Source organism: Ruegeria sp. BC6, assembly GCF_056539185.1.
The window spans coordinates 362854-375073 of the sequence record NZ_JBQFUM010000005.1 but is presented as its reverse complement, the minus strand read 5'-3'; the positions used below and the strand labels follow the sequence as shown (position 1 = coordinate 375073).

General features: G+C 61.0%; 13 protein-coding genes and 1 tRNA gene. 10 read left to right on the top strand and 4 right to left on the bottom strand.

From position 1 onward, the window contains the following. Positions 1-14: 14 nt before the first annotated feature. The 3 genes from ACR0MM_RS16415 to ACR0MM_RS16405 all read left to right on the top strand — a co-directional run bounded on the left by ACR0MM_RS16415 (position 15) and on the right by ACR0MM_RS16405 (position 1371). Positions 15-91, top strand: a tRNA-Met gene (locus tag ACR0MM_RS16415). Between the two features lie 128 nt (positions 92-219). After that, positions 220-924 (top strand): RNA polymerase sigma factor, encoded by a 705-nt coding sequence (locus ACR0MM_RS16410; protein WP_480697389.1) that lies wholly within the window; start codon positions 220-222, stop codon positions 922-924. 123 nt (positions 925-1047) lie between these two features. Further along, entirely contained in the window at positions 1048-1371 is a 324-nt protein-coding gene (locus tag ACR0MM_RS16405; protein ID WP_480697376.1) for a hypothetical protein, read from the top strand. 48 nt (positions 1372-1419) lie between these two features. On the opposite strand, the gene ACR0MM_RS16400 is transcribed toward ACR0MM_RS16405, so the two are convergent. After that, positions 1420-1707, bottom strand: coding sequence for a hypothetical protein (locus ACR0MM_RS16400; RefSeq protein WP_217897897.1), 288 nt, complete (start codon positions 1705-1707; stop codon positions 1420-1422). A gap of 82 nt (positions 1708-1789) precedes the next feature. Here ACR0MM_RS16400 and mgtE point away from each other — a divergent pair, with 82 nt between their 5' ends. Genes mgtE through ACR0MM_RS16380 form a run of 4 tightly spaced genes read left to right on the top strand, consistent with a single transcriptional unit; the run spans position 1790 to position 5601 of the window. Next, positions 1790-3163, top strand: a complete 1374-nt coding sequence (mgtE, locus tag ACR0MM_RS16395) for a magnesium transporter (protein ID WP_170373268.1) — start codon at positions 1790-1792, stop codon at positions 3161-3163. 2 nt (positions 3164-3165) lie between these two features. Then, on the top strand, positions 3166-3651 hold the full coding sequence (locus tag ACR0MM_RS16390; protein WP_480697373.1) for an ATP-dependent zinc protease family protein: 486 nt from the start codon (positions 3166-3168) through the stop codon (positions 3649-3651). Next, complete coding sequence (rimK, locus tag ACR0MM_RS16385; RefSeq protein WP_093963715.1) at positions 3648-4553, top strand: 30S ribosomal protein S6--L-glutamate ligase; 906 nt, start codon at positions 3648-3650, stop codon at positions 4551-4553. Before ACR0MM_RS16390 ends, rimK begins: the two co-directional genes overlap by 4 nt. A gap of 4 nt (positions 4554-4557) precedes the next feature. Further along, positions 4558-5601, top strand: a complete 1044-nt coding sequence (locus ACR0MM_RS16380) for a succinylglutamate desuccinylase/aspartoacylase family protein (RefSeq protein WP_170367480.1) — start codon at positions 4558-4560, stop codon at positions 5599-5601. A 64-nt stretch (positions 5602-5665) separates the two neighbouring features. Here ACR0MM_RS16380 and ACR0MM_RS16375 read toward each other — a convergent pair whose 3' ends face one another. From ACR0MM_RS16375 to ACR0MM_RS16365, 3 genes are read right to left on the bottom strand one after another with little or no spacing between them, the layout of a single operon-like run. Then, entirely contained in the window at positions 5666-6811 is a 1146-nt protein-coding gene (locus tag ACR0MM_RS16375) for an ABC transporter permease (RefSeq protein WP_480697371.1), read from the bottom strand. Beyond that, a complete protein-coding gene (locus ACR0MM_RS16370) occupies positions 6808-7734 on the bottom strand; it encodes an ABC transporter ATP-binding protein (RefSeq protein ID WP_480697369.1) in 927 nt (308 codons plus the stop codon). Before ACR0MM_RS16370 ends, ACR0MM_RS16375 begins: the two co-directional genes overlap by 4 nt. Then, positions 7731-8693, bottom strand: coding sequence for an HlyD family secretion protein (locus ACR0MM_RS16365; RefSeq protein ID WP_480697367.1), 963 nt, complete (start codon positions 8691-8693; stop codon positions 7731-7733). Before ACR0MM_RS16365 ends, ACR0MM_RS16370 begins: the two co-directional genes overlap by 4 nt. A 300-nt stretch (positions 8694-8993) precedes the next feature. On the opposite strand from ACR0MM_RS16365, the gene iolG reads away from it, so the two are divergent. From iolG to ACR0MM_RS16350, 3 genes are all read left to right on the top strand, one after another. Continuing rightward, on the top strand, positions 8994-10007 hold the full coding sequence (gene iolG / locus ACR0MM_RS16360) for an inositol 2-dehydrogenase (protein ID WP_480697365.1): 1014 nt from the start codon (positions 8994-8996) through the stop codon (positions 10005-10007). 122 nt (positions 10008-10129) lie between these two features. Further along, complete coding sequence (locus ACR0MM_RS16355) at positions 10130-11050, top strand: sugar ABC transporter substrate-binding protein (protein WP_170343203.1); 921 nt, start codon at positions 10130-10132, stop codon at positions 11048-11050. A 62-nt stretch (positions 11051-11112) separates the two neighbouring features. After that, positions 11113-12219: an ABC transporter permease gene (locus tag ACR0MM_RS16350; protein WP_170343202.1), complete on the top strand. Its 1107-nt coding sequence runs from the start codon at positions 11113-11115 to the stop codon at positions 12217-12219. Position 12220: the final 1 nt, after the last annotated feature.

Genomic DNA, 12220 nt, shown 5'->3' with positions numbered 1-12220 from the left:
CCAACCCAAAGTGTCGCGGGATGGAGCAGCCCGGTAGCTCGTCAGGCTCATAACCTGAAGGTCGCAGGTTCAAATCCTGCTCCCGCAACCAAAACAGTCGAACAAAACACCGAACGAGCCGCCCAAGGGCGGCTTTGCTCGTTTTCCACCGCTCGTTCAGCACCAACCCAACAATCGCCGACAAAAAAAGAGAAGAAACGCGCAAAAAGCGCGAGAATTTTGGCCGGCCTGATAAACCGGTTGGGTGACTTCCAACTGGCCGAGGACGCACTGCAGGAGGCCGCAATCTCGGCTGTGAAACACTGGAGCCGCAACGGAGTTCCGGACAACCCGACAGCATGGTTGATGCGGGTTGGTCTGAACAAGGGCATTGATCGCATCCGAGCGCAACATAGGGAAGGTCGGAAAACAGCTGCCCTGGCCATAACCCTGCCCGACTCCGTGACGGACGACCTGCCTGAGCCGATACCGGATGACCGGTTGCGTCTGATCTTCACCTGCTGCCACCCCGCGCTGGACCAGAAGTCACGCATCGCGCTGACCTTGCGCACGGTCTGCAACCTGACCACACGGGAGATCACCGCAGCATTTTTGGACAACGACCAGACGATGGGCCAGCGCCTGTCCCGAGCCAAGGCCAAGATTCGCGCCAAGGGGATTGGCTACTCCGTTCCCGATCCGGAAATCTGGCCGGAACGTTTGGATACGGTGCTGACGACCCTCTACCTGATCTTCACCACTGGATACGTGAACGAGGATACAGGGCCGCGGGATCTCTGCCACGAAGGTATCTACCTTGCGCGGGTTCTGCGAGATCTCCAACCGGGAGAGCCCGAGATCGAAGGTTCGCTGGCCCTGATGCTATTGACCGATGCCCGCCGCCCTGCGCGTATCGACGCTGATGGCGCTATGGTGCCCGTATAGGATCAGGACCGAACACTTTGGCGGCAGGGTCAGATACGTCAGGCGCAGCGGCTCCTGCAAGCTGCGGTCGACCAGAGAAAACCGGGACCGTTTCAACTCAAGGCCGCCATTGCGGATTGCCACATGATGGCGCCGGCCCCGGATTGGTGGCAGATGTCGCTGCTGTATCAGTCCCTTTGGGCCTGCGAGCCAACCCCGGTGGTTGCCCTGAACTGGGCCGTCGTGATGGCCGAGGCAGGTCATGCCCAACTGGCCTTGGACAAGCTGGACAGCCTGCGGCCCGATCTTGACGATTTTCAGCCATGGCACGCGGCCCGCGCGCATATTCTTCAGAAGACGGGCCGCACCGCTGCGGCGGCCACGGCCTTTCGGCAGGCCATAGAAGCGGCACCGAACCTGGCGTCCAGAAAGTTTCTGCAACAAAGACTGCAGCGGCTCGCGCACTGAGGATCTGACAAGATCGGGCGCCATTGCGCCGATTGCCTGAAATGGGACTCAGCTGGTGCCTTCCGTGTGGGCCAGCATTTCCTTGCCGACCCGCCGATAGTTCACGAAGGAATTGGCGCTCATGACGACAAAGAAGCTGTCCATATCAATCATGACATAGCCCATTTCCAGAAGTTCACGGGTTAGAGCCGTGATGTCCTCTTGGTACAGCCTTCTCCGGCCACACAGTTCCCGCAGCAGCTTCTGCGGGATGCGATACCGGCCCGAGGCCTTTCCTCCGAATTCCCTGGTATAGAGTCCGGCTAGGGTTTCGGCGGCATTCGTGATGTCAGACATTCTATATCTCATCCAATTTTGTCTATAGACAAAAATTTATCACCTATATAAAGGAACGACAACCCAATTGAATGGCCAAGGCATGGACGGAAACGTAGACATTCCCTCAACCGACGAAGAGCTTTCGCTTCGGATCAAGGAGGCGGTCGAGCAGTCCAATGCGTCCGAGCTTGAGGCGCTTCTGGATCCGCTGACCAGCAGCGAAGCCCTGCGCGAAGTTCTTCAGCTGACACCGGCTGAGCGCGATACCGTTCTGGAGATCGTGCCCGTTGGACTTGCGGCGGAACTGGTCGAAGAAGCGCCAAACGAGATGGCGGTCGAGCTTGTGGAACGCCTCAAGCCCGAGCGTGCTGCCGAGATCATCGAACAGCTGGATTCGGACATTCAGGCCGACGTTATCGGCGAGTTGGATACACCGGATGCCGAGGCCATCCTGTCCGAAATGGACGCCGAGGAGGCTGCGGATGTCCGCCTGCTCAGCACGTTCGAGGATGACACCGCCGGCGGTCTGATGATGACCGAGGTGTTCAAGTTCCGCGACACGCAGACCGTTGGCAATGTCCTGCGCGAACTTGCTTCGGACGACGAGGATTTTGAAAGGTATCGCGGGCAGCACCCCTATATTGTCGATTCCGAGGGGCGCGCCGTGGGCGTGGTATCGCTGCGCAGCCTGCTGACCGCCAAGCGCAGCGAAAAGCTGACAAGCATCATGGTTCCACCACTGACCGTGACCGTGGATACCCCGTTGGAACAGCTGGAAGACGTGTTCAACGATCATCCTTTCCTGGGGGTGCCGGTGGTTTATGCCGACGGAGTCCTGGCGGGTGTCGTGTCCCGCACGGCGGTGGCAGAAGCCACTCTGGAACGCTCGGAAAGTGAAAGCCTCAAACGTCAGGGTGTGGTTGGCGACGAGTTGCGCTCGATGCCTTTGTCGGTGCGGTCCCGTCGCCGGCTGGCCTGGCTTGCGGCCAACATCGTGCTCAACATCATCGCGGCCAGCGTGATCTCGGCCTACGAAGAAACACTGGCCGCGGTGATTGCGCTGGCCATCTTCCTGCCGATGGTATCGGACATGAGCGGCTGTTCCGGCAACCAGGCCGTTGGCGTCACCATGCGTGAATTGAGCCTGGGGTTGGTGCGGCCGCAAGATGCCGTGCGGGTCTGGATCAAGGAGATTTCCGTCGGGGTCATCAATGGGATCGCGCTGGGTATTCTGATCGGGCTGGTCGCGTGGTTCTGGAAAGGCAATCCGGCCCTGGGTCTGGTGATTGGTACTGCGCTGGCACTCAACACGATGCTGGCGGTATCCATCGGCGGTGTTGTTCCTTTGCTGCTGAAGCGGATCGGACAGGACCCGGCCGCCGCAAGTGGCCCGCTGTTGACCACGATTACGGACATGGCCGGCTTCTTCTTCGTGCTCAGCCTTGCAACCCTTCTGATGCCCTGGCTGGTGTGATCATGGCTAACGTTTCCGACAAGGGTCAGCCGCAGATGCCGAAGGTCATTGGTTGGATGGAATACATCGACCTTCCCGACCTGCCATTGAACGACGTCAAGGCCAAGATCGACACCGGCGCCCGCACGTCAGCGCTGCATGCAACCGACATTCGGCGGTTTCAACGGGACGGACATCATTGGGTGTCCTTCCTGACGGAGGTGCCGGGCGGAGAAGGCATGATCCGTATCGAGGCTCCGATCAAGGAACGGCGCAACATCAAGAACACCAGCGGAATTCCTGAAAACAGGATCGTCATCCGAACCACCATCCGGTTGGGCGACGAAACCTGGCCGCTGGATCTGTCTCTGACCGATCGCACGAACATGACCTTTCAGATGATCGTGGGCCGGGCGGCGCTGAAGAACCACGCGATCGCCGTTCACACCAAGCGCGCGCATCTGTTGCGCGGCAAACCAAAACACCAGGACAAAGGGGATTTGTCATGAAGATTGCCATGCTGGCGCGCAATGCCAACCTGTACACGCACCGCCGCCTCAAGGAAGCGGCCGAGGAGCGTGGGCATCAGCTCGACATCATCGACACCCTGCGGTGCTACATGAACATCGCAACCCGTCGCCCTGAGATCTATTACAACGGCGAAAAGCTGACGGGGTATGACGCGGTGATTCCGCGGATCGGTGCCTCGGTCACCTTCTACGGAACCGCAGTGCTGCGTCAGTTCGAAATGATGGGTGTCTACCCGTTGAACGAAAGCGTCGCCATCGGCCGGTCGCGCGACAAGCTGCGGTCGATGCAGTTGCTGGCCCGCGACGGTGTCGGCCTGCCCGTGACAACCTTTGCCCATGACCCCAAACAGACCGACGAGGTGCTGAGACTGGCCGGTGGCGCGCCCATCGTCATCAAGCTGCTGGAAGGGACGCAAGGCATCGGTGTGGTTCTGGCCGATACGGACCGGTCCGCCAAATCGGTTGTCGAGGCGTTCCGCGGCGCGGGTGTGAACATCCTGCTGCAGGAGTTCATCAAGGAAGCCGGCGGAACCGACATCCGAGCCATCGTGGTGGGCGGCAAGGTTGTCGCTGCGATGAAACGCACCGGTGCCGAGGGCGATTTCCGCTCGAACCTGCATCGCGGCGGTTCGGCCAAGGTGGTCAAACTGACACCGGAAGAGCGTGCAACGGCCGTTCGCGCGGCCAAGTCGATGGGCCTGAATGCCTGCGGCGTCGACATGCTGCGCGCCAATCACGGCGCTGTGGTGATGGAGGTCAATTCCTCGCCGGGTCTGGAGGGCGTGGAAAAGGCCACGGGTCTGGATATTGCCGGAAAGATGATCGAGTTCCTGGAAAAGAACGCAAAAGCCGGAGCCACCAAGACCAAGGGCAAAGGGTAACGGCATGGCAAAGCGGCAGCCATTCACGATCGGCCACGCCACGGTGGCACCGGGGTCGCGGCTTACCGTGGATCTACCGGTCAGCGTTCTGTCGGACCATACCCCGGTGACCATGTCCGCGCATGTGGTGCATGGCCGACAGAACGGACCCACCGTCTTTGTCAGTGGTGGGGTGCATGGTGATGAGGTGATCGGCGTCGAGATCATTCGCCGTCTGTTGCGTGCGCCCAACCTGGCGACATTGAAAGGTACGCTGATCGCGGTGCCGATCGTGAATGCGTTCGGCTTCATCAACCATTCGCGCTATCTGCCCGACCGCCGCGACCTGAACCGGGTGTTTCCCGGCAGCGAGAACGGGTCGCTGGCGTCGCGGCTGGCGCATCTGTTCATGACAGAAATCGTCGCCCGCTCGGATCTGGGGATCGATCTGCATTCGGCGGCGATTCATCGTACGAACTATCCGCAGATCCGGATCTCGCCCGACAACCCTCGGACCAAGGAACTGGCCAGCGTTTTCGGAGCACCGATCGTCATCCAATCGCCCCTGCGCGACGGGTCATTGCGCGGCGCGGCCAAGGCGCAGGGGAAAGATATCCTGTTGTACGAAGCGGGCGAGGGTCTTCGCCTGGATGAACTGTCGATCCGCGCGGGCCTTGCGGGCATTCTGCGGGTGCTGAGGCACATGGGGATGGTTCCCGCCAAGCGGATCTCCAAGCCCAAAGCGGCACCGCAGTTCTGTTCGTCCAGCAAGTGGTTGCGCGCCCCGATGGGCGGGATCCTCCGGATCTACAAAGCGGACGGTGAACTGGTTCGCAAAGGTGATCTGCTGGGTGCCGTATCGGACCCGTTCGGCGAAGCCAGCGAGGACATCATCGCTCCGTTCGACGGCCTGATCGTCGGGCGCGCGGTCATGCCTGTGGTGAATGAGGGCGATGCCGTGTTTCACCTGGGGCGGGTCGGGTCCGTGGAAAAGGCCGAAGACTCGATGGAAGATATCAACGCGCAGCTGGAAGATGATCCCATGTTCGACGAGGACGAGATCATCTGAACGGTCCGACACGGATAAGAGACTGGCAATCCAGACACTTGGGGCGACCTTGGCCGCCCTTCTTTTATCCCAGGCGTTTCTTGAACCTGAGCGTCGCGGCCAGCATCCCAAGGACGGCAAACCCGATCATCCACAGAATGTCGCCGCGCAGAGCGTAAAGCGTTGCGTCCCGCAGAACCACGCCGCGGATCATGTCCATGAAATGGGTGGCCGGCAGCACTTGGGCGATCACCTGAACCGGCTTGGGCATCCCGTCGAACGGGAACATGAACCCCGACATCAGGATCGAGGGCAGCAGAACGAAAATCGTCATCTGCATGGACTGCAGCTGGTTCTGAGCCAGCGTCGAGATCACTAGGCCAAGCGACAGGCTGGCGATGATGAACAGAAGCGTTACCACCAGCAGCGGGATCATCCCTCCGTTTATGGGGACATCGAACAGGAAATGTCCCAGCCCGAGGATGATCGCGACCTGCAGCAAGCCCAGGAAGATGTAGGGAATGATCTTGCCGATCATCAGCTCGATGGATTTGACCGGGGTGTTGATGAGCATCTCCATGTTCCCCCGCTCGCGCTCTCGGACAATGGCGGCCGAGGTGAACAGGATCATGGTCATGGTCAGGATGACGCCCACAAGGCCGGGCACGATGTTCACTGCCGATCGTTGCTCGGGATTGAAATACAGCGTGACCTCGAAGGTCGGGACCTGACGGTTTGGCGGCTGTCGCAGCAATTCGGTCAGTGGCATGCTGCGCAGAGATTTGATGGCGCTGGCCACCATGGTGTCCGACCCGTCCACGATCCAATGAGCCACGGGGCGGCTGGATGTCTGGTTGGTGGCGTTGGGTAGGCCCAATCCAATGGACGGGCTTCGGGCAAGCCGGTCATCGACGTCGGGCGGAATGATGAACGCGGCGCGCACGGTGGATTCGGTGATCGCCTGCTCGGCTTCTTCCGGGGTCGAGAAGACCTCGGTGATGGTCACGACCTGCGTGGCTTGAACGATCTGAGCCAACGTCCGGGACAGCGACGAATCGGCCTGATCCACGATCCCGACCGGTATATGGCGGATGTTGGTGTTGATTGCGTATCCGAACAACAGCAGCTGGATCAGCGGGATCATGATGACCATGGCAAAGGTCATCCGGTCACGCCGCAGTTGCAGCAGCTCTTTCTTGAGAACGGCGGTGATACGGCGGAGCGATTTCATTGGGCGGGCCCCTTCGTCGCGCTGACGAACACGTCTTCCAGATTGGGGCGCTGCACGGACATCGCCACGTTGGGAAAGTCCGACAGGCGCGACGTGATCATCGCCATCGGATCGGTTTCCGACTTGTCCACCAGAACGCGCAATCGGGCACCCACCTGCGCCGTCGACAGCACCTTGGGCGTGTCATCCAGTAGGTGTTTGACCTGCCGCAGACCCTCGTCTTCGAGCTCGATCACGGTGGCGTTCAGGTCTTCCATCAGTTGCCGGGGCGATCCATCCGCCTTTTTTACCCCATGCTCGAGGATGGCCAGCTTGTGACACCGTTCCGCCTCGTCCATGAAATGCGTGGACACGATCATCGTCGCGCCCTGATCGACCAGGTCGAACAGCTGTTCCCAGAAAGACCGGCGGGTTTCGGGGTCGACGGCCGATGTCGGCTCGTCCAAAAACAACAGCTTGGGGCCGTGCAGCACCGTGGCGGCCAGCGCCAGTTTCTGCCGCTGCCCGCCGCTCATGCTGCCGCTCAGTTGATTAGCGTTTTCGGTCAGGTCGTAGGTTGTCAGCAGTTCGTCGATCCGGTCGGCAGATTTGCGGCGCGGCATCCCATAGATCTCGGCGGCAAAGCGCAGGTTCTCAAGCACCGTCATGTCGCGGTAATACGAAAAGATCTGCGTCATGTATCCGATTTCATTCTTCAGCGGCTCGGCGTATTGCGGCATCGGTCGGCCCAGCACCGAGACGGATCCGCTGCTGGGTGTCAGCAGTCCGGTCAGCATTCGCATCGTCGTTGTCTTGCCGCAGCCGTTCGGGCCCAGAAACCCATAGATCTGACCCTGGCGTATCTCCAGGTCCAGGTTGCTGACGGCTGTCTTCTCTTTGAACCGGCGCGTCAGACCCTGGGTCGAGACCACCAGATCGCTCATGGCATCTTCACCTGAACGGGAACGCCCGCGGGCAGATCTCGGGCAGTTTCCGGCAGGTCGATTTCTGCCAGATAGACCAACCGCGTCCGATCATCCTTGTTCAACCCGTAGTAGGGGGTGAAGGACGGGTCGTCGCTGACCCATCGCACGGTGCCCGTCAGAGGTTGGTCCAGCCCATCGATCCGAACCTCGAGAGAGTCTCCGGGCGCGATGTCCACCCGGCTGGGTTCGGGGACATAGACGCGGGCGTAAGGGGCCGCGCCGGACACCAGCACCGCGACCGGGCTGCCCTGGGCGACCCGTTCCCCCAGGTTCCAGGGTAGGGAATCTAGGATGCCGTCCCGTGTCGCAACAACCGTTAGGTCATCAAGAACGGTCTGCTCGGCGGCAACCGCCGCTTCAGCCGCGCGCACATTGGCCCGGGCCACCGACAGATCTTCGGGGCGGGTTCCGTTTTCCAGTTCTTTCAGGGACTCCCGAGCGCTTTCCAGTGCCGCCCGAGCGGAATCACGTGCGGCAATATCCTGATCCAGGCGCGCCTGGCTGACGACCGAGTTGACGACCAACTGAGAATTCCTCTGATACACGGCCTCTGCGTCCAGCAGACGCGCCTCCGCGCCGGCGACGTTGGCGCGCGCGATCGCAATCTCTTCCTCGCGCGGGCCGACTTCCAGTTTCAGCAGCGTGGCCTGCGATTTTTCCAGTTCCGCCTGCTCGAGGTTCAGCTTCGCGGTCTGCAGATCCGTGTCGAACCTGACCAACACGTCGCCGACCTTGACCGGAGACCCTTCTGCAACAGGCAGTTCCACGATGATCTCATTGGCCGTCGCCGTCAGCGCCACCCGGTCCCGCGCCAGAACTCCCAGCGCGGTGCCGGTGTTCTGGCCCGAACATCGGTCCAGCAACGCAGCAGGGAAAATGGCCATGACCAGCAGCGGAATCGGCAGGGACAAATTCATCAAATCATCGTCTCCTTGGTCGGGGCGGTTTGGTATCGGTGTCAATTTCTGCCCCGACTCAAAGGTTTAACAGACGACGGAGAAATCACAAAAGCCGAACCGAACGGGCCAATACCAAACCATCCAAGGACGCCCAGGCAGCAAATTCAAGGGATTGGCTCCGCCCACGACCGGCTGAGTGCCGTCCTGACCGCGTTGCAATGTTGGGCCAGAACACGGGCGCGCACAGGCAGCAAATAATCCTTGCAACCGGTTGCAAAAAAGAACATGCTCCCGCCAGAAATATAGCCAGAGGTCACAATGCTCAGAATCGGATTGCTTGGAGCGGGGCGCATCGGAACCGTCCACGCGCAAGCCATTTCGGACCACCCGGACAGCACGCTTGTTGCGGTTTCGGACGCAATGGAAGACGCCGCTGCACGTCTGGCGCAAGCTCATGGAGCCGTGGCGCGGACGTCGGAGGACATCATCGCCGACCCGGATATCGACGCGGTGCTGATCGCCACGCCGACGGATACGCATTCGGACCTCATCGAAGCGGCGACCGCCGCGAGCAAGGCCGTTCTGTGCGAAAAGCCGGTCGATCTGGACCTGAACCGCGCCTTGGCCTGCCAGCGAGCCGTGTCAGGTACCGGTCAGCCGGTCATGATCGGGTTCAACCGGCGTTTCGATCCGGGCTTCGGCGCATTGAAATCCGCCGTTCAGTCTGGCGAGATCGGAAGCCCCGAATTGCTGTCGATCACTTCTTTTGACCCGGCGCCGCCCCCGATTTCCTATGTCAAAGTCTCGGGCGGATTATTTCGGGACATGACGATACATGATTTCGACCTCGCCAATTTCATCATGGGTGACTTACCAGTCACTGTTTCGGCCGTTGGCACATCGACCGTGGACCCGGCCATCGCCGAGGCGGGGGATGTGGACACCGCCGTCGTCACCATGACCTACAAGGACGGTCGGATCGCCGTCATCAAGAATTCTCGCCGGGCCGTATACGGCTATGATCAACGGGTCGAGGTGTTGGGGTCCGGCGGGCTGCTGCAGGCGCGCAACGTGCTCGAGAACAACCTGGTGAAATCCACGTCCGACGGCGTGATCAGTGCCAAACCGACCTACTTCTTCCTCGAACGCTACATGCCTGCATATCGGGCGGAATGGGATGCGTTCGTGACTGCGGTCAAGACCGGATCCGCCGTGCCGGTGACGCTGGAAGACGGCGTCGCAGCGCTGGCACTGGCCGAAGCTGCGACCCAATCAGCTAGGACGGGTATTCCGGCAAAGCTGGAGGAAATTTTGAAACCGGTTGCAAAATGACGTGAAGTATTGAAACTGAAACGGCCCCGATGCGTATCGGTGCGACAGAGATTCGGCCTTGCCGGATGAATGGGTCCAGGACCCGGACAAGACAAAAATCTGTCCTAGTGGGAGGAAACGTAATGAACAAATTTTTCAAAGGTGCTTTGGCCGCCGGCGCGCTGGCGCTGGCCACTCCGGCCTTTGCGCAGGACATCGTCGTGGTATCGCACGGCCAGGCCAATGACGCGTTCTGGAACGTGGTCAAGAACGGGGTCGAGCAGGCCGGCACGGATATGGGCGTGAACGTCGAATACCGCGCGCCCGAAACCTTCGACATGGTCGCCATGTCGCAGCTGATCGATGCCGCCGTGAACCAGGAACCCGACGGGTTGATCGTCTCGATCCCGGACGCCGACGCGCTTGGCCCCTCGATCGAACGCGCGGTCGCCGCAGGCATCCCGGTGATCTCGATGAACTCGGGCTCGGACGTGTCCAAGAAACTGGGCGCGGCGCTGCATGTCGGCCAGGATGAGTTCGACGCCGGCAAGGCCGCCGGTGAGAAGCTGGCCGAAATGGGCGGCAAGAACGCGATCTGTGTGAACCACGAGGTCGGAAACGTCGCGCTGGACCTGCGCTGCGCGGGCTTTGCCGAAGGCTTTGGCGGCAACGTGACTGTTCTGCCCACGTCGAACGACCCGTCCGAGATCGAGTCGAAAGTGTCGGCGGCTCTGGCTTCGGATGAAAGCGTCGATACTGTGATGGCGCTGGGCGCAAGCTCGGCCGGTGAGCCCACAGTGGCCGCCGTCAAAGGGTCGGGGCGCGACGTGAACGTGGCCTCGTTCGACCTGTCGGCCAACTTCCTGCAGTCGATCGTCGATGGTGACGCGGCCTTTGCCGTGGACCAGCAGCAGTATCTGCAGGGTTACCTGCCGGTCGTGTTCATGGCGCTGAACGCCAAGTACGGCCTGATGCCGGGCGGCAACGTGCCCTCGGGTCCGAACCTGATCACCGCCGACAAGGCCGGTCAGGTGGTCGAGCTGTCCGCTCAGGGCATCCGCTGATACCGGCGGGCTGAAAATCGGGGCGGCGTCAGGGCGCCGCCCCTGCCAAACGGGAGGAAACCATGACCGAGTCTGCACAAGCGGCGATGGACGAACGGATCAAGAAGGAACCGTTCCTGACCAAGCTGATGAAGCGGCCCGAACTGGGGGCCATCGCAGGGGCGATCCTTGTCTTCATCTTCTTCGCCATCACGGCCGATGAATCGATGTTCACGCTTGCCGGCATCATGAACTTCATGACCCCGGCCGCCCAACTGGGCATTCTGGCCATCGGCGCGGCGCTGCTGATGATCGGGGGCGAGTTTGACCTGTCGATCGGGTCCATGGTGGCCTTTGCCGGCCTGTTCTTCGGGGTCTGCGTGGTGACCTGGCAACTGCCCTTGGTGGCCGCGATCCCGATGACCTTTGTCTTTGCGGCCTTTGTCGGGGCAATCAACGGCACCATCGTCATCCGCTCGGGCCTGCCATCCTTCATCGTGACGCTGGCGTTTCTGTTCATTCTGCGCGGCCTGTCTCTGGTGGGGCTCAAGGCCGCCACCGGCGGATCGACCCAGCTGCGCGGCGTGCGCGATCAGGTCGAAAATGACTGGCTCGCGCCATTCTTTTCCGGCGAAGCCTTTGCCAGCCTGTTCACCTGGCTGGCCGAAAAAGGCTTGATCGACACGTTCAAAAGCGGCGCGCCCAAAGTGCCGGGTGTCCCGGTTGAAATCCTGTGGTTCGTGGCTTTCGCCATTGCCGCCACCTATGTTCTGCTGCGCACCCCGGCCGGCAACTGGATCTTCGCCTCGGGCGGCGACCGGGTTGCGGCGTCGAACTCGGGCGTACCGGTGAACCGGGTCAAGATTTCACTGTTCATGCTGACTGCCTGTTGTGCCGCGCTGGTGGCGATCATCACCGTGATCGACGCGGGCTCGACCGATGCGCGGCGCGGCTTCCAGAAGGAATTCGAGGCGATCATCGCCGCGGTGATCGGTGGCTGTTTGCTGACCGGCGGGTATGGATCGGCCATCGGGGCGTTTTTCGGGGCGATCATCTTCGGCATGGTAGTCATCGGCCTGACCTATACCGATTTCGATCAGGACTGGTTCCAGGTGTTCCTAGGGGCGATGCTGCTGATCGCCGTTCTGTTCAACAACGCGATCCGCAAACGCGTAACCGGGGAGCGCTGAC

Coding starts and splice junctions, on each gene's coding strand:
- ACR0MM_RS16405 (WP_480697376.1), top strand. CDS start 1,048: ATGATGGCGCCGGCCCCGGATTGGTGGCAGATGTCGCTGCTGTATCAG.
- ACR0MM_RS16400 (WP_217897897.1), bottom strand. CDS start 1,707: ATGTCTGACATCACGAATGCCGCCGAAACCCTAGCCGGACTCTATACC.
- mgtE (WP_170373268.1), top strand. CDS start 1,790: ATGGACGGAAACGTAGACATTCCCTCAACCGACGAAGAGCTTTCGCTT.
- ACR0MM_RS16390 (WP_480697373.1), top strand. CDS start 3,166: ATGGCTAACGTTTCCGACAAGGGTCAGCCGCAGATGCCGAAGGTCATT.
- rimK (WP_093963715.1), top strand. CDS start 3,648: ATGAAGATTGCCATGCTGGCGCGCAATGCCAACCTGTACACGCACCGC.
- ACR0MM_RS16380 (WP_170367480.1), top strand. CDS start 4,558: ATGGCAAAGCGGCAGCCATTCACGATCGGCCACGCCACGGTGGCACCG.
- ACR0MM_RS16375 (WP_480697371.1), bottom strand. CDS start 6,811: ATGAAATCGCTCCGCCGTATCACCGCCGTTCTCAAGAAAGAGCTGCTG.
- ACR0MM_RS16370 (WP_480697369.1), bottom strand. CDS start 7,734: ATGAGCGATCTGGTGGTCTCGACCCAGGGTCTGACGCGCCGGTTCAAA.
- ACR0MM_RS16365 (WP_480697367.1), bottom strand. CDS start 8,693: ATGAATTTGTCCCTGCCGATTCCGCTGCTGGTCATGGCCATTTTCCCT.
- iolG (WP_480697365.1), top strand. CDS start 8,994: ATGCTCAGAATCGGATTGCTTGGAGCGGGGCGCATCGGAACCGTCCAC.
- ACR0MM_RS16355 (WP_170343203.1), top strand. CDS start 10,130: ATGAACAAATTTTTCAAAGGTGCTTTGGCCGCCGGCGCGCTGGCGCTG.
- ACR0MM_RS16350 (WP_170343202.1), top strand. CDS start 11,113: ATGACCGAGTCTGCACAAGCGGCGATGGACGAACGGATCAAGAAGGAA.